Origin of the sequence: Marinobacter aromaticivorans, from assembly GCF_002806975.1 — a bacterium.
Taxonomy (GTDB): Bacteria; Pseudomonadota; Gammaproteobacteria; order Pseudomonadales; family Oleiphilaceae; genus Marinobacter; species Marinobacter aromaticivorans.
The window spans coordinates 20,665-37,333 of sequence record NZ_NIHD01000008.1 but is presented as its reverse complement, the minus strand read 5'-3'; the positions used below and the strand labels follow the sequence as shown (position 1 = coordinate 37,333).

Genomic DNA, 16,669 nt, shown 5'->3' with positions numbered 1-16,669 from the left:
TTAAGCGCCAAAACAAGACACTGATATGATAGAAAACACCATTTCAGGGACAGATTATGATGAATTGTGACCGCCCATGTTGATAATTCCCGCCGAGAACGCCGTTAACTGGAAGCACCCACCCTGGGTTACTCTTGGACTGATGCTCAGTTGCATTCTGGTTTCCCTGTTTTACCAGGGGGGAGACAGCCGCAAGCTGGAACAGGCAGTCGATACCTATATGGATTCCGGGTTGCCGGCACTGGAAGGGCCCGCCTATGAGGATTATCTGCAGCGCAAAATCCGCTTTGACGGTGAAGAAGACCGGGTTTTCGAGCTTCGGCAGTTCCAGAAGTTGCGGGAAGATGACGAGGAATTCTGGCTTTCCGTCAGCCTGCTCATGGATCGCGAGTTTTACCAGTACCTGCTGCAAAATCGCGAGGTGATCTGGGCGCCCGCTGAGCGAAGACACTGGCTGGAGCAGAGGAGCCTTATTGAAGAAACCTACATCCAGCGCCTGAGTGCGCAACAACTGGGGCTGATTCCCGCGCAACTGTCCTTATACACGCTGATTACCTACCAGTTCCTGCACGGGGGCTGGGGGCACATTGTCGGTAACCTGCTGTTCCTGTTCCTGCTGGGTTTTACCGTTGAAAAAGCCCTCGGCCCGGGCCGGTATCTGCTGGCCTATCTGCTCTGCGGTGCGCTGTCTGGTGTTGTTTTCACCCTGTTCTCGCCGGGCAGCCATGTACCGCTTGTAGGGGCCTCCGGTTCGATCTCCGGGCTGATGGGCATGTACGTGGCCATCTACGGCTTGAAAAAAATCCGCTTCTTCTATTTCATCGGTGTGTACTTCAACTACTTCCGGGCGCCTGCTCTGGCCATACTCCCGGTGTGGCTGGGCAAGGAAATTTACGACTACTGGTACGCCGGTGCAACCGGTATTGCCTACATGGCCCACGCTGGCGGCCTGCTGGCTGGTGCCGGGCTGGTCTGGCTGCTGGGCAAAAGCTGGCTGCAGGTACGCGAGGAGTTTTTTGAGCCGGAAGAGGACGAAAAGGACGAACGCTTCACAGCCGGCTACGCCCAGGCCATGGCAAGCCTGGGCAGGATGGATTTCGATCTGGCCCGGCGGCAGTTTGAAGCTTTGCGCGGGAATTATCCCGACAGGCCCATACTGCTGGAGCACCTATACCATCTCGCCAAACTCCGACCGGACTTGCCAGAGTATCGGAACCGCACCCGGGAGCTGATGAATGATGCCCTGAGTCGCCGCCAGCCGGAGCAGATGATTTCCGTGTGGCAGGAATACCTGAGCAAAGGGGAGGGCCATAATCCCCTTGCGGCAGAAGACCATAACCGGGTGTTGTTCGCCAGTCTCAAGCAGCACGATCTCAAGGCGGCAGAGAAAGCCTTTGAGCGGCTGCGTGGAGCGGATGATCCGCTGCTGACTGCAGAGGCGTGTCGCCTGTTAGCAGAAGAGTTTGAAAAGCTCCAAATGGCACCGAAAGCCCGGCACTACCGGCAGTTGCTTCAGGCTGGCTAAGTTTGGCGGTAGCCGGGAGGGCCTCCCCTCACCTTCCCTGGTCTGCCAGTGAGAATGACGCCTTTGGGCCTTTGAGCAACTCTCTCTTCTCAGCTTGCTCCAGAAACACCGGCACTTGTTCATGCAGCGGGTGATTCGCGCAACGCTTCTGGATAAACGTCAGAAACGCTGTCGCCTTCTCCCACTGGTTCAGACCGTTTGCCAGCGTTTGTGCAACCAGCAAATAGGCGGGAGCCAGCTCTTCGCTGTCCGGAAAACGTTTGTGGAAGTCCTGCAGCAGTTTTAGAGCCAGCTTGTATTGCCCCCGCTGATACAGGCAGCGGGCACAGCGCACGGACAGCTCCGGGTCATCCAGCTTGAACCCCGGCTCGGCTTCCTCAAGCATGGCCAGAACCCTGGCTATGCCCGCGTTATCGTTCCGGTCGGCCAGCCAGCCCAGGATCCTCGGGTGATACTGGTAAAGCTCCGTCGCATCGTTTCGGGCAACCAGCAGTTGGTGGAGCTGGCCGATACGCAGCGGGTCCTCCCGGTTCCGCTTCAGCGCCTCTTTCAGCATGCTCTGAACACGGTCGTAATTTCCATCTTTCAGGTTCATATCAATGTCGGCGTCAAAGCGCGTGCTGCGATCCCGCTGATGCATATCCATGCCATCGGTGTCGCCCTGAATATCCGAGGCAAATCCCAGCTCCTCCTGATACTGGAACAACAGGTAGCCCAGCATATTGAACAGGATCAGGGTGAAGGTACTGTTCAGAAAACCGGACAAAGGCTGTGAAAACCAGAAAGGAAAGTGATTGTGGGCAAAATCCTGGGCCACACCGGAGGCCAGGGTAAGCAGGATCAGGTAGCCATAAAGCAGGAAGTAGGGCGTGCCAATACGGGACATCAGAACGGCCAGGTTCATTGGGTTGACCGCAGCGGTCACCGACCGCTCCATGGCGAGTATCATGATGCTGGCAGGCAATGCCAGTACCACAAATGCCAATGCAAGCAGCATCAGCAAGGGGCCGCCCAGCATGGCGGCTGAGGCCACCAGGCCGCCCATGACAATGAACACCAGCAACTGGAGTATAACCACGTTGAACCCGCTGCCGGTGAAGGCAACCGATACGGATGGAGGAGTCAGGTGGCCTTCCGCTGTATGATTGATCACCGCGTAGGTGTATTTGAACAGGGCCAGAGCGAGCACCAGCCATACGATAAGACCGATCAGGTTGGCGGGTGCAAAAAGAGGGACCAGTGTGCAGATAGCGATGACGATCAGCGGATCCGTGTGGAACGGGTAGCGAAAAAACGAACCAATGCGGTTCCAGAAGGGGACGATCTCTGTGGCGGCTCCCAGATACCGCATGGCTTTACTGCACCCCGGGCACAGAGCTCGGCGTTGACGGGTATCCGCATCAGGCATGCAGCGCGCGCAGTAGTGAATCTGGCATTCGCCGCAGTGCCATTTGGCAGGGTCGCCCGGGTGGTAGTGGCAATCGTGTTTCACGGTAGGTGTTTGTCCTGATCCGTCAGAAAGCGGAGTTACAATCATGCCAGATGTCCGGGACAATCGCAGCAAACCCTTTGGCAGATTGTCGTGGTTGTGTTCGCAGTGTGGTATTCGGGCCATGAATTGCGAACATTCACGGGAGTGAGGTTGAACTATAATTATTCGATGCAATAGTTATATAAGACTTCACATTCCCTGAGTTTTGCGCCAGCCTGATTGTTTGCGGTCGCAGCGGAACTTGTAAAAGTGCTCGGATCATGACGAAGAACGGAGGCACAATTTATGACGAATGACAGCCTTGGCAAAGACAGCCTGAATACACTCACCAGCCTGAGTGCTGGCGGTAAAACCTTCCATTATTACAGTCTGCCGAAAGCGGCAGAGTCCCTCGGCGACATCAATCGCCTGCCTTTTTCCCTGAAAGTACTTCTGGAAAACCTGTTGCGCAATGAAGACGGCGTAACCGTGGATCAGAGCCACGTAGATGCCATGGTGCAATGGCTGAAAGACAAGCGCTCGGATACGGAGATCCAGTTCCGCCCGGCGCGGGTTCTCATGCAGGACTTTACCGGCGTGCCCGGCGTGGTGGATCTGGCCGCCATGCGCGAGGCGGTTAAAAAGGCAGGTGGAGATCCCGCGCTGATCAACCCGCTGTCGCCTGTGGATCTGGTTATTGACCACTCGGTAATGGTCGACAGGTTCGGCACTTCATCAGCCTTTGAAGAAAACGTTGCCATCGAAATGGAGCGCAACCAGGAGCGCTACGAATTCCTGCGCTGGGGCCAGCAAGCCTTTGATAACTTCCGCGTGGTGCCGCCGGGAACCGGTATCTGCCATCAGGTAAACCTTGAATATCTTGGCAAAACCGTCTGGCACAGGGAACAGGGCGATAAAACCATTGCCTATCCGGATACGCTGGTGGGTACAGACTCCCACACCACCATGATTAACGGCCTGGGCATTCTTGGCTGGGGTGTGGGTGGCATTGAAGCCGAAGCCGCCATGCTCGGGCAGCCGGTCTCCATGCTGATACCCGAGGTGGTGGGTTTCAAGATCACCGGCAAACTGCGAGAGGGCATCACCGCCACGGATCTCGTTCTCACCGTTACCGAGATGCTGCGCAAGAAAGGCGTGGTGGGCAAGTTTGTGGAATTCTACGGTGATGGCCTCAAAGACATGCCCGTGGCAGACCGTGCCACCATCGCCAATATGTCGCCGGAATATGGCGCAACCTGCGGCTTCTTCCCGGTGGATGAGCAAACCCTCAAATACCTGCGGCTGACTGGTCGCGACGATCAGCAGATCGAGCTTGTGGAAGCCTACGCCAAAGCCCAGGGTTTGTGGCGTGAGCCGGGCCATGAGCCGGTTTACACGGCCACTCTTGAGCTCGACATGGGCGATGTTGAAGCCAGCATGGCCGGACCCAAGCGCCCGCAGGACCGGGTCGCCCTGAAAAACATGAAAGCGGCGTTCGAGTTGCTGATGGAAACCGCCGAAGGCAGTCCGAAAGCCTCGGACGGGCCAGACAAGCGTGAGAGCCAACTGAAGTCCGAAGGTGGCCAGACCGCCGTGGGTGTCGATAAGAGCTATCGTCATCCCTGCAGCCGGGAGCTGACCCTCAACGGGCAGGATACCCGTCTGGACCCGGGCGCGGTGGTGATTGCTGCCATTACTTCCTGCACCAACACCTCCAATCCCAGTGTGATGATGGCGGCTGGCCTGGTGGCCCGCAAAGCCGTGGCCAAAGGCCTGAAAACCAAACCCTGGGTAAAAACCTCTCTGGCGCCAGGCTCCAAAGTGGTTACCGAGTACCTGGAGGCGGGTGGCTTCCAGGACGACTTGAACAAGCTGGGTTTTGACCTGGTGGGTTACGGCTGCACCACCTGTATCGGTAACTCCGGCCCGCTGCCGGATGCGGTAGAAAAAGCCATTACCGATGGCGATATAACTGTGGCCTCGGTGCTGTCTGGCAACCGTAACTTTGAAGGCCGTATTCACCCGTTGGTGAAAACCAACTGGCTGGCATCGCCGCCCCTGGTAGTGGCATACGCCCTGGCTGGCAACGTGCGGCTGAACCTGGCGGAAGACCCGCTGGGTGAGGACCAGGATGGCAACCCGGTGTATCTGAAAGACCTGTGGCCGAGCCAGCAGGAAGTGGCCGAGGCGGTGGAAAAAGTCAAAACCGACATGTTCCGCACCGAATACGCCGCGGTGTTCGACGGCGATGCCACCTGGCAGGCCATAGAAGTGCCGCAAACCAAGGTGTACACCTGGTCGGAAGATTCCACCTACATCCAGCACCCGCCCTTCTTTGAAGGTATGGGCCCGGAGCCGGACCCGGTGGAAGATATTGTGGACGCGAATATTCTGGCCCTGCTGGGGGATTCGGTGACCACCGACCACATTTCCCCCGCCGGTTCCTTCAGTGCTGACAGCCCCGCTGGCAAGTACCTGCAGGAGCGCGGAGTAGAGCCGAAAAACTTCAACTCCTACGGCTCCCGCCGGGGTAACCACGAAGTGATGATGCGCGGCACCTTTGCCAACGTGCGCATCCGCAACGAAATGCTGGACGGTGTTGAAGGCGGTTTCACCAAGTTTGTGCCCACCGGGGAGCAAATGCCGGTCTACGATGCCGCCATGAAGTACCAGGAGCAGGGAACCCCGCTGGTTGTGATTGCCGGAAAGGAATACGGAACCGGCTCAAGCCGCGACTGGGCGGCCAAGGGCACTCGGTTGCTGGGCGTGCGCGCGGTCGTGGCGGAATCCTACGAGCGGATTCACCGTTCCAACCTGATCGGCATGGGCGTAATGCCACTGCAGTTCCCGGAAGGTACGGACCGCAAGAGCCTCAAGCTGACCGGTGAGGAAACCATCAGCATCAATGGTTTGTCTGGTGACATAACACCGGGCCAGACCCTGACCATGACGGTAACCTACAAGGACGGTTCCACCGCAAGCTGTGATCTGAAATCGCGGATTGATACGGCCAACGAGGCGGTGTACTTCGTCCACGGTGGCATCCTGCACTATGTGGTGCGAGAGATGCTTAAATCTGCCTGATCCAGCCGTTTGGCTGGTTGAAAACGAAAACCGGCAGTCTGAATAAAGGCTGCCGGTTTTTATTATGGCGTATAGTTACCGGCCACCGGCAGGCGTATCCAGAAAGTGGAACCCTGTCCCGGCACCGAGTCGAAACCGACCTCGCCATGCATGGCCGTAACCAGTTCCCGCGTGATTGCCAGCCCCAGGCCGGTTCCGCCCTGCCTGCGGGTATCGGAACTGTCCGCCTGGGCGAAACGATTGAAAATCTGGTCCCGGAAGGCCTCCGGAACTCCCTCGCCGTTGTCGACAACGGCAATGGAAACAAACGGTTTTTCCACATCCGCATGCAGCTGCGCTGAAACCTCAACCTGGCCCGGCGCCGGGGAAAACTTGATGGCGTTGGATATCAGGTTGTTCAGCGCCTGCAGCAGCCGCTGGCTATCTACCACCACATCTGTCCGGGGGGTATCGGGGGACAGAGCAAGTGTGACGTCACGCTGCGCACCGTAGGGCTCATTTAAAGAAACTGCCTGCTCCAGTAGTGGCGCGAGCGCCTGTTTCCGCAACTCCAGGCTCAGCTTGCCCTCTACCAGTTTTTCTATGTCCAGCAAGTCGTTGATCAGTGAGGCCAGATGCTTCGTATTACGTTCGGCAATGGCCATCATACTGTGCGCTTTCGGAGGCAAAACACCGGCGGCGCCGCTGGCCAGCAGGCTTATGGAACCTGTGATCGACGTGAGTGGTGTACGCAGTTCGTGGCTGACGGTAGAAACGAACTGGTTTTTCATGCGCTCTATTTTTTTACGCTCGGAGATATCTTCTGCAAGGACCCATAAAAGTTTGCGATCGACAGCGTCACGAATCAGCATGCTGTGCACAATGGCAGGATAAAAATTGCCTTTGCTGTCAATCATCTCCTGCTCTACAGGGCCAAAGTAGCCGGTTTCTTGCAGCTGTTTCAGAATTTCAGCGCGCAACGACAGATGACTGGGGGCGAGCAGTTGGCGGTAGTCCAGTTCGAGGAACTGCTCTTTACGATAGCCCGTTGATCTCAGCATGGAGGCGTTCACATCAATGATGGCACCGCTGCGATAGTCGGCAAGAACAATGCCCGAGGGGGCGAGTTCGAACAGCCGGCGGAGCTGTTGTTCGCTTTCTTGCAGCTTTACCGTAGCCTGCATTTTGTCGTTGATGTCTTCCATGTATCCGTGCCAGATGATGCTTTCATCCGGGAGTTTCTGTGGTGTGGAATTGCCTTCAACCCAGCGTACCTGCCCGTTTTTGTCGCATATCCGGAACTGAATGGACCAGGTGCTCAGCTGCCGGGCGGACTCCTCAATGGAAGCCATTACGGCAGACGTATCTTCCGGGTGGATCATTGCAAAAAGCTCGGCCGCGCTCTCCCGGGCCTGCTCTTCCGTTACGCCAAACCAGCGCTCGACCCCCTTGCTGGTGAACGGAAAGCTCATGCTTTCATCCGGATACCGGCGGAACTGATACAGCCCTCCGGGCACCAGGTCGACAAGCTGTTTGAGCATGACCAGCGAGTCATTCTGGTTTTGCAGCTCCTGTTCCCGGTAGTGCAGAGCCAGCTTGCGGGCACTGATCTGTTCCTCGATGCAGTCGGCCAGGTCGCGCAGGTACTGACGGCACTCTTTGCCAAGTGTGCGCGGTTTGCGGTCGATAACGCACAAGGTGCCCAGGGCGTGGCCATCGGCAGTGTGAAGGGGCATGCCTGCGTAGAACCGGATGCTCGGGTCGCCGGTCACCAGCGGGTTGTCGTGGAAGCGTTCATCCAGGCGCGCGTCTTCGATGACCAGCGGCTCCTTGTCGAAAATGGCATGACCGCAAAATGACAGGCTTCTCGGGGTTTCACTGACATCCAGGCCGACAGATGACTTGAACCACTGACGGTCGTGGTCAATCAGGGAAATCAGCGCAATGGGGGCATCCAGAAGCCTGGCGGCCATGCGGGTGAGCCGGTCGAAGCGGGCTTCAGGCGGGGTATCGAGAATCCGCAGCTGGTCCAGTGCCGCCTGCCGGGCACTTTCATTTTCAGGTAGGTCGGGTGCTTTCATGATACCTTCGCCGCCTCGTCTGCTTCAGGGTCGCCCATGGGCAGTTCCACCCAGAAATGCGCGCCGTTGTTGTTATAGAACCCGACACTGCCGTTCAGGAGCTCCGCAAGCTGGTGACTGATGGTCAGCCCCAGGCCGGTGCCACCCTTTGCCCTTGTGGTGCCCACTTCCGCCTGCGCGAAGCGTTCAAAAATCTCGTTTTTGAAATCATCCGGCACGCCGGGCCCCTGATCGCTGATAGTAATGCGCAGCCGGTTATCGCCGGTCTGCCGGGCATGGACACTCACCTGACCGTTCGCAGGTGAGAATTTGATGGCGTTGCTGATAAAGTTATCGAGAATCTGGCGCAGCCTGTGGCCGTCTGTGTACAGAGTTGTTTTGGGGATTTCCTTTGCGGTTAACCGGACTCCCGCCTCCTGCGCCATGCCCTGGTTACTGCATACCGCATCCCTAACAAGATCCTGCAGGTTTTCCGCCTGAAAACTCAGGCGCATCTTGCCGCTGGCGAGCTTGTTGAAATCCAGCATGTCCCGGATAAGCAGTTGCAGGCGTTCACCGTTGCGCAGGGCCAGTGCGGTCATGTCTCTGGCGCGCTCGGGAAGCTCCCCTGCTGCTCCGGACTGGAGGAGCTTCAGGGCACCGTTCATGGATGTCAGAGGGGTGCGTAATTCATGGCTGACATTGGAAACAAAATTGTCTTTGAGGCGGTTGGTGGCATCCCGTTCATCCATTAAACGGTTAAATGCCCGGGCCAGATCCCGCACTTCCGGGGCACCTTGCTCCCGGAGGCGCCGGGAAGATTCGGGCTTCTGTATCATGGAGCCTATGCGCCGGGTCATCCGGGTCAATGTTGCGGTGGTTGATCCGAGAGCCACGTAGCTTAATAGCAGTATGCCGAGGGTGAGGCCGGCGCTGGCCAGCAGAAACCGGTCAAAGGCTTCCATGGCCGGGGCCGTTGCAAGTGACTTGGGCACCGCACGGATGAACAGCCACCCGAGACGTTGCAGGTGGCTGGTTGCATAGATCAGCGTTTGCCCCGATTCGGCTTTCACTTCGCCAAAGCGAATGCCTGAGAGGGCGGCATCAATTAGCAGGTTTTCCCCGGGATCTGGCAGCATCTCGATCATCCGGCTTTCGCCAGAGCCTTCAACAAAGAAGAAATTGCTGGTATCGACGACCAGGAACAATGAGTCGTCACTGGCACCGCTTCGTATATACTCAGGGATCAGCCGTGTCTGGTCCATGCGCAAACTGCCGCTCAGAAGGCCCAGAAGCTCCCCGTTGTTGGATTCAATAGGAGCAGTAAAGACCATCAGCGGCACACCCGTCGTCCGGCCTATAATGGGGCGGCTTATGATGGGACGGCGGGCTTCAATGGCGTCTTTTACGTGGTAGCGGTCGCCGTACCAGGTGCCCACTCTGCCGGGCACATGAACGTTCTCCGCGAGTGCGGTGGCGTCTGAAGACATCACAACGAGGCTGTGGGGAAACAGCTCCGCCAGTTTTTTCTGTTTGCGCAGCAGTTCTGTTAGCCGGTCTCGGGGCAATAGCCGGTTATCATCAACCAACAGGGGGGTGAATTGATCAAGCGCGCTGAGGCGAAGTTCCAGGCTTTGACTGACAAGATTGGAAACATTGGCTGTTTCGCTTGCCTGCTGGGCAGAAAGATTGGCCTGAAAGTCCTCCACTAACGCCCCATAAGCGGTATAGACAACGGCACCAACCGCTGTCAGGCTGCCGGCAATCACTATGATGACAAGGCGGACAACCAGGGAAATATGACTCAAGACCTGCTCCTGTCTGGCTATTTACAGAAAAACTTGTTTTGATTGAACAGTAATTGAAACGACATTCATAGCATTCGTGCGTGACAAACCAACAAGAGCCTTTATGCCTCACAGTCCTTCATACGAGGTGCGCAAAAAACTGGAGACTCTGCGTAACCGTTTTCAGGATAAAACGATACGTGAAATTGATTGTTTGGTCGCCAGTATATTCAATGCATCCCGGAATGCGGAAGCGGTCGGCGAGCTGATTGCTGCCAGCCAGCTGCTGCACCGCCTGGCTGGCTCTGCGGGCACCATGGGGTTTCCCAGGCTGGGTGAACAGGCCAGAAAGCTGGAAATTGCCCTCCAGCCTCTGGCAGACAAGGTTGTTCTCGGGGCAGACCGTGAGCAGATTCGCCGGCAGCTGACACACATGCTGGCGGCAGGCCTTGAAAGCCAGATTGTCGGTCTTGGCGATCTCCTGGGCTCAGCCGAGCCGGTATCAACGGGTTGGCACCAGCCCAGGGCGTTTGAAACCTGCGCGCAGCCAGTATTGTTGATTCAGGAACCGGACCAGGAACTTGCGCAGCTGATTTCCCAAGGCTTGTCTTTGTATGGTTACCGGCTTCGCAGTCTCGGCCCGCAGGAGGATTGGCCGGAAAGCATGGAGGATGTGGAGCTTGTCATGGTGAGGGACACGCTTTTGCAGGATGAGAATGCAGGCTGGAGCGAGAGACTGCACAGCGTCCCTGCAATCTGTTTCAGCGAGGCCCATGATTTTACCACCCGCTACCGGCTGGCCCGTTTTGGCGTGGATGCCTGTATTGATGAACCCCAGGATATTCCGGCATTGGCCGATCGCGTTGAGCAACTGCTTGCGGAGGGGCTGGCAACACTGACCGGACGGGTGATGATCATTGACGATGATCCGGAGTTGCTTGAGCATTACCGGCTGGTTCTCACCAGCGGCGGCCTGGAGGTCAGGGCGCTTGATGACCCGTCTCGCCTGTTGGCGGAGCTGGCCGAATTCCGGCCCGATATACTGTTCATGGATGTACAGATGGGGCACTACCAGGGCCCGGTTCTGGCACGGATGCTGCGATTCCAGGCAGAATGGGTCAGTTTGCCGATTATCTTCTTTTCCTCGGAAGAAGACCGGGATCTTCAGTTGGACGTTCTGGCCCGGGGCGGTGATGATTTTGTCACCAAGCCGGTATCCGACGAGTTTTTGCTACGCACCGCGAGAATACGCTGCTATCGTGCCCGCCAGCTTGGCAAGCTGGTGTCGCTTGACAGCCTCACAGGCCTTCTCAAACACGGGCTTGCAAAAACCGAGCTGAATCGCGAGCACGCACGTTGTATCCGTTCCGGCCATGACTCGGTGGTCGCCATGCTCGATCTGGATCATTTCAAACGGATCAATGATACCTATGGCCATGCAACGGGCGATACGGTGATCAAGGCCTTGTCCAACCTGCTGCGCCACCGGTTGCGTAATACCGATATCATTGGCCGCTATGGTGGCGAGGAATTTGTCGTTGTGTTGCCTGAATGCTCGCTGGATAAAGCTGTTGAAGTGCTTGAGGCCCTGAGCCAGGATTTTGCGCGGCTGGTGTTTAACGCAGGTAATGAAGAGTTTTCAGTGACTTTCAGCGCCGGTGTTGCGGCACTGAACGCCTTTGCGTCTGGTGAAAAGGCCATCGAGGCGGCAGATCAGGCCCTGTATCAGCGCAAGCGGGCCGGGCGCAATGGCGTTACGGTTGCCATTGAGGAACCGCCATGCAGGTAATGATACTCGAAGATGACGAGCTGATCGGTGACCTTCTGGAAACCGTTGTGGCGGCTGCTTACCCGGGGGTCGCGATCCGCAAGCATACCCGGGTGGAAGATGCGCTCGAGGGCTGGCAGAAACAGCGTGTGGATCTGGTTATCACAGACTGGAATCTGCCGGATGGCACCGGGCTTGAGCTTATTCGTGCGGTGCGAAAAGTCGATAACGATGTGCCTGTAATCATGATCAGTGGCCGTGCGGATCGCGACTCCATCCTCGCAGCCGCGCATCTGCGCATCAATGGTTACATCAGCAAGCCGTTTCAGGTGGATGTTCTGCACCAGAGACTGACTGAACTGGTGCCTGCCGCAATCAATCTGGATGGCGCCTCCACCACCTTGAATGAAAAAATGGAGGCAGCCTGTAATTCCCCAATTCAGTTGCCCGGCCAGATCGATTCCGGGGCAATACTCTCGCTCATGGAAAAACGTGATGAGCTGGATGCCGGCATGCTCGCTGAAGAATGGAAAAAGCAACCGGCGCTGAGCGCAAAAATGCTGGAGGTGGCGAACAGCGCTTCGTTTCGTCGCTCTGGCACGCCGATCAAAACCCTGAAAGAGGCAATCAGTCTGCTGGGTGTTGCGATGGCGCTGAATCAGGCGCTGGCCCTGTCGCTGGATATTGCCGGCAAGCTTTCCTGCCCGCGCCTGGCAGAGCGGGCACAGCTTGAGCAGGAACAGGCGTTGCGAGTGGCTGAAGCTGCCCGTGCGCTGGCCAGAAAAGTGGGTGACACGCCGGCGATCTATTACACGGCTGGCCTGCTGAGCCGTGCCGGGGAATTGGCAGCCTTGAAAGTGTTGCAGAACCACTGCGACCAAAGCGGTGAGCCGCCCGAGTTTGAAGAGATTGATTCGGCCATCGCTTACTGGGCAGAAAGGCTGGGCAACCGGATCAAGGTGCAGTGGCGTTTGCCCCTGGATCTGAGAGAGCTGATCGGTGCCGTGTATTTTCTAAGCAAAAGCAATGTCAGCCAGTCGAAACTGGTCATGAGAACAGCGGCTCTACTGGCGGCTGAGCAGGCAGGCAGTGCGGAATGCATTACTTTGCTGCGAAGGCTGGGAATTGAACACAAGGAACAGGGCGCAGACGATGCCAGACACGGTTCTTGAACGCATTCTGATGATTGAAGACGAACCGGATATCCGAACCGTCGCAGCGCTGGCACTTGAGGATATTGGTGGTTTTGATCTGACAACCTGCGAATCCGGGACTCAGGCGCTGGAGCAGATAGATGAATGCCGGCCCCAGCTGATCCTCCTTGATGTGATGATGCCGGGTATGGACGGCCCTGCCACGCTGAAGGCCATCCGCGATTTGCCGGGTTATACGGAAACGCCCGCTGTGTTCATGACAGCAAAAGTGCAGAGTGACGAAATAGAGAGCTACCTTGCACAGGGGGCAGCGGGCGTTATTCCCAAACCCTTTGATCCGCTTACGCTGGCCGAAAGAATTCGTGGGATCTGGAACCAGGACTGTACGATCGGTTAAGCTCCCGCCCGTTTATTCTGCCATTACTGTAAAAGGCCGCCATGACTTCTTCCCGCAACATTGATGAAATCAAAGCCAGGCTTAATCTGGAAACCTCCCGCATACGCTGGCACGAGCTGCAAACCTACTACGCCCGGGGCCAGGTCGTGCGTGTTGGCAAGGCGCTGGATTTGCTGGATGTGGCCTCTGAGCTCACCGCCGATAACCGGGCCCGGTTCGAGCAATGGCTGGCTGCTGGCGATGTCGGTGACGTATCACCGGATCTGGCCCGCGCCTGGTATGATCGTGACGCAGAACTGTGGGCAGTGGTTGTGGCACCCTGGGTGCTGGTTCAGGATCGCTCCGACTCAACGGTGCATTGATGCTCACAGATGCATTGCTGATTCTTGCCCCGCTGTTTCTGGGCTTTGCCCTGGCTCTTGAAAATCGCCGTCTGATGACGGCCATTCACTATCTTGTGGAGGCGCTGGTGTACTTCATTCTGGCCCTGCTGGGGCTCGGGCTGGGCCAGATGGAGGGCTTGTCGGATCAGCTCGGTACCATGGCTGTACAGATGTCGATGCTGGTGATCGTGCTGTTTGTTGCCAACATGGCAGGACTGTGGCTGTTTCACCGCTGGCGACCGATGACCCCGGAGCCCCGGGATGCAGCCTCTGGCGGAACAGGGTATGTGCGCCTGTTCATGGCAGCGGCCAGGCCCCTGCTGGCAGTGCTGGCGGGTGTGCTGTCGGGCTACTTTCTGCTACCGGAGCTGCCACAGGCGGAGCAGGTTGCCACTGGGGCACTGATGCTTCTGCTGTTTCTGATCGGCCTGCAGCTTCGCAATGCCGGGCTGTCTTTGCGTAAACTTCTGATGAATACTCAGGGTCTTGGCATCGCACTGGTGCTGGTGATCAGTTCTTTGCTGGCAGGTATCGCTCTTGTTCCTGTGCTGGGGCTGCCGTGGCATGACGTGCTTGCGCTGGCTTCGGGGTTTGGCTGGTACTCACTGTCGGGCATTGTGATCGGCGATGCCCTGGGGCCGGCATGGGGCGGCGTGGCATTTGTGAATGATGTGCTGCGTGAAATCATAGCTCTGGCCATCATCCCCCTGGTGATTGGTACCCGGCCGGCCATGGCCATAGGTTATGGCGGGGCCACGTCCATGGACTTCACACTTCCGATTATCCGCAGCAGTGGTGGGCTCAGCTGCGTACCCGTAGCGATTGCCTCGGGCTTTCTGTTGTCGTTTCTGTCGCCGGTACTGATGGGCGTTTTCCTGTCGTTGGGTTGATTGACAGAGCGCTTCAATACGGCAGTAATGCTTCAGGCAAGAAATTTGCGCACATCAATTTTGTATTGCCCGGGATCGACGGTGCGCAGAATGCGGTCCTGATTGCCGGCTTTCGAGAGATCGATGGTCGTTACGGTGATCGGCATGCGGAATTTGGTGTGATACATCACCCGCACAACCGGTAGCCGCTGATCTTCTTCATTGGTTTCCACCACAACGCCAAGCCGCCCGCTGTCCAGTAAAACCAGCGACCCGACCGGATACAGGCCGATGCAGCGGATGAACGCCTTGACCAACGCCGGATCCAGGTGATCTCCACTCCATTCCAGCAGTTTCCTGAGACCTTGCGAGGGCGTCAGGCCCTTGTGATAAACGCGGTCTGCGGTAATCGCATCATAGACATCTGCAATGGCTACCATACGTCCGTAAACTGAAATATTATCGCCCTTGAGACCCTCCGGATAGCCGGTGCCATCCATGCGCTCGTGGTGTTGCGCTGCGGTGATGACGGTAAGTTCGCCGATGCCCTCTGTTGCAGCCAGAATGTCGCGGGAGTGCCGGGCATGGAGTTTCATGACTTCATACTCTTCCGGCGTAAGGCGGCCGGGCTTGTGCAGCACGTCATCGGGCGTGAGAATTTTTCCGAGATCGTGCAGCAGGGCACCCACAACGGTTTGATGCATGATATCCGCAGGCAGTTTCTGGTACTGTCCGAAGACCGTCATCAGGACACTCAGATTTACCGAGTGTTCAAGCAGGTAGTTATCTTTCTCCCGTATACGCCCCAGACAACTCAGGGCGTTAGGGTTTCGGGACGCGGAGTTTTGCAGTTCGTCCGCGAGCTTGTGAATAGGTGCAACATCAACAGGCGTGCCCAGTTTTGCACTGTTCATGAAATTATTGACCAGCCCCTGGGCTTCCGCATGAATCGCCATGGCGGCGGGCATTTCTTCATTAAGCGAAACACGGGGTGCAATGCCGGGTTTTTGCTCCCCCGCCTGTTGCAGGGCTGCTTCATTGCGAGTGTCCACCTCTGCCACTGTCTCGGAATCCTGGGTGTCCAGTCCTTTGTCCGCATTGATATAGACATACCGCACGCCCATCCTGCGGATCTTGTCTATGGTCTCTTCCCGCTTGATGAGACCGCGCCTGCGCTGAACATTGTGAGGGATCCAGTCGTTGTTCAGGTCGGTGATGTACATGCCGACCCTCAGTGCGGAGATGGGGATGCGTTTGATCATTGTGTGGGGAAAAACGTTCTCAGGCTGTTCTGATAGGTCTGGATCAATACGTCGTCCAGTGGCATTTGTTTCACTTCGGCGATCTTTTCCGCTATGAAAGGCAGGTAGAAGGGGGCATTCTCCCGGCCACGGTAGGGCACGGGGGTGAGAAACGGGGCATCGGTTTCCAGAAGAATCTGGCTGATGGGGGCCATACGAACAATATCCCGCACGTTTTCCGCCTTGTTGAAGGTGGTAATGCCGTTAAAGCCGAGATTCCAGCCCTGATCCAGTGCATATCTTGCAAGACCCGGGCCCGAGGTGAAGCTGTGGATGACGCCACGGCGTTTGAGAGACCGCTCAAACTCTTTGAGTATGGCGATGGTGTCTTCGTCTGCATCCCGGCTGTGGATAACCACCGGGCGGTCGGTGTCACAGGCAATCTGAAGCTGGCGCCGGAATACCTCACGCTGTACACCACGGTCTGCATTATCGTAAAAATAATCCAGCCCGATTTCGCCAACCGCAACGATTCCGTCGTCCCGGGCGTGCGTACGGATTTCCTGTTCGACCGCATCGTTGTAGCTCTCCGCCTCATGGGGATGGATGCCCTGGGTGCCGTAAAGCCAGGACGCCATAGTGGTGAGTTCACGTACGCGCGCCAGATTGCCTGGTGAAACGGCGATAGTGATGACCCGCTCGATATTCACCCGATGTGTTTGTTCAAGGGTTTCCTGCAAGGGGCGGTCCCTGAGGTAATCCAGATGGCAATGGGTCTCGATAATCGGGTGATCGAATACGGGAATCTCGCGACGTTTTTTACTCATGAACTGCTGCTAGGCTCCTATACGGGCGGTTATATTGACTGCTTTAAGGGGATTCTTGGCTTCGAGTTTATCAGTTGTCCGTATATTGGCCTACAGTGACTGGTACGGGGTTTCCTTGATGGCG

General features: G+C 57.0%; 12 protein-coding genes. 7 read left to right on the top strand and 5 right to left on the bottom strand.

The genetic code is table 11. From position 1 onward, the window contains the following. Positions 1-76 precede the first annotated feature (76 nt). Entirely contained in the window at positions 77-1,525 is a 1,449-nt protein-coding gene (locus tag CDH48_RS12540) for a rhomboid family intramembrane serine protease (protein ID WP_100689095.1), read from the top strand. A gap of 28 nt (positions 1,526-1,553) precedes the next feature. Here the strand turns inward: CDH48_RS12540 and CDH48_RS12535 are convergent, their stop codons facing one another. Further along, a complete protein-coding gene (locus CDH48_RS12535) occupies positions 1,554-3,017 on the bottom strand; it encodes a B-box zinc finger protein (protein ID WP_100689094.1) in 1,464 nt (487 codons plus the stop codon). A 285-nt stretch (positions 3,018-3,302) separates the two neighbouring features. Between CDH48_RS12535 and acnA the strand changes: the two genes are divergently transcribed. Then, positions 3,303-6,080 (top strand): aconitate hydratase AcnA, encoded by a 2,778-nt coding sequence (acnA, locus tag CDH48_RS12530; protein WP_100689093.1) that lies wholly within the window; start codon positions 3,303-3,305, stop codon positions 6,078-6,080. 62 nt (positions 6,081-6,142) lie between these two features. Here the strand turns inward: acnA and CDH48_RS12525 are convergent, their stop codons facing one another. Then, positions 6,143-8,140, bottom strand: coding sequence for an ATP-binding protein (locus CDH48_RS12525; protein ID WP_100689092.1), 1,998 nt, complete (start codon positions 8,138-8,140; stop codon positions 6,143-6,145). Further along, positions 8,137-9,927: a sensor histidine kinase gene (locus tag CDH48_RS12520; protein WP_227521076.1), complete on the bottom strand. Its 1,791-nt coding sequence runs from the start codon at positions 9,925-9,927 to the stop codon at positions 8,137-8,139. The genes CDH48_RS12525 and CDH48_RS12520 overlap by 4 nt, the downstream gene beginning before the upstream one ends. Positions 9,928-10,030: 103 nt before the next feature. Here CDH48_RS12520 and CDH48_RS12515 point away from each other — a divergent pair, with 103 nt between their 5' ends. From CDH48_RS12515 to CDH48_RS12495, 5 genes are read left to right on the top strand one after another with little or no spacing between them, the layout of a single operon-like run. Then, positions 10,031-11,695, top strand: coding sequence for a diguanylate cyclase (locus tag CDH48_RS12515; protein ID WP_100689091.1), 1,665 nt, complete (start codon positions 10,031-10,033; stop codon positions 11,693-11,695). Continuing rightward, positions 11,686-12,846: a response regulator gene (locus CDH48_RS12510; RefSeq protein ID WP_100689090.1), complete on the top strand. Its 1,161-nt coding sequence runs from the start codon at positions 11,686-11,688 to the stop codon at positions 12,844-12,846. Before CDH48_RS12515 ends, CDH48_RS12510 begins: the two co-directional genes overlap by 10 nt. Continuing rightward, on the top strand, positions 12,827-13,225 hold the full coding sequence (locus CDH48_RS12505) for a response regulator (RefSeq protein ID WP_100689089.1): 399 nt from the start codon (positions 12,827-12,829) through the stop codon (positions 13,223-13,225). Before CDH48_RS12510 ends, CDH48_RS12505 begins: the two co-directional genes overlap by 20 nt. 41 nt (positions 13,226-13,266) lie before the next feature. Beyond that, the gene (locus tag CDH48_RS12500) at positions 13,267-13,587 is read left to right on the top strand and encodes a DUF2288 domain-containing protein (RefSeq protein WP_100689088.1); all 321 of its coding nucleotides are present in this window, start codon (positions 13,267-13,269) and stop codon (positions 13,585-13,587) included. Beyond that, entirely contained in the window at positions 13,587-14,498 is a 912-nt protein-coding gene (locus tag CDH48_RS12495) for a lysine exporter LysO family protein (protein WP_100689087.1), read from the top strand. The genes CDH48_RS12500 and CDH48_RS12495 overlap by 1 nt, the downstream gene beginning before the upstream one ends. A gap of 32 nt (positions 14,499-14,530) precedes the next feature. Here the strand turns inward: CDH48_RS12495 and CDH48_RS12490 are convergent, their stop codons facing one another. Further along, positions 14,531-15,739 (bottom strand): HD-GYP domain-containing protein, encoded by a 1,209-nt coding sequence (locus tag CDH48_RS12490; protein ID WP_100689086.1) that lies wholly within the window; start codon positions 15,737-15,739, stop codon positions 14,531-14,533. Continuing rightward, the gene (locus CDH48_RS12485; RefSeq protein ID WP_100689085.1) at positions 15,736-16,545 is read right to left on the bottom strand and encodes a TatD family hydrolase; all 810 of its coding nucleotides are present in this window, start codon (positions 16,543-16,545) and stop codon (positions 15,736-15,738) included. The genes CDH48_RS12490 and CDH48_RS12485 overlap by 4 nt, the downstream gene beginning before the upstream one ends. Positions 16,546-16,669: the final 124 nt, after the last annotated feature.

Bases quoted from the DNA above. Each gene is read 5' to 3' on its own strand.
- CDH48_RS12500 (WP_100689088.1), top strand. From the start codon at position 13,267: ATGACTTCTTCCCGCAACATTGATGAAATCAAAGCCAGGCTTAATCTG.
- CDH48_RS12540 (WP_100689095.1), top strand. From the start codon at position 77: ATGTTGATAATTCCCGCCGAGAACGCCGTTAACTGGAAGCACCCACCC.
- CDH48_RS12510 (WP_100689090.1), top strand. From the start codon at position 11,686: ATGCAGGTAATGATACTCGAAGATGACGAGCTGATCGGTGACCTTCTG.
- acnA (WP_100689093.1), top strand. From the start codon at position 3,303: ATGACGAATGACAGCCTTGGCAAAGACAGCCTGAATACACTCACCAGC.
- CDH48_RS12505 (WP_100689089.1), top strand. From the start codon at position 12,827: ATGCCAGACACGGTTCTTGAACGCATTCTGATGATTGAAGACGAACCG.
- CDH48_RS12485 (WP_100689085.1), bottom strand. From the start codon at position 16,545: ATGAGTAAAAAACGTCGCGAGATTCCCGTATTCGATCACCCGATTATC.
- CDH48_RS12495 (WP_100689087.1), top strand. From the start codon at position 13,587: ATGCTCACAGATGCATTGCTGATTCTTGCCCCGCTGTTTCTGGGCTTT.
- CDH48_RS12525 (WP_100689092.1), bottom strand. From the start codon at position 8,140: ATGAAAGCACCCGACCTACCTGAAAATGAAAGTGCCCGGCAGGCGGCA.
- CDH48_RS12490 (WP_100689086.1), bottom strand. From the start codon at position 15,739: ATGATCAAACGCATCCCCATCTCCGCACTGAGGGTCGGCATGTACATC.
- CDH48_RS12515 (WP_100689091.1), top strand. From the start codon at position 10,031: ATGCCTCACAGTCCTTCATACGAGGTGCGCAAAAAACTGGAGACTCTG.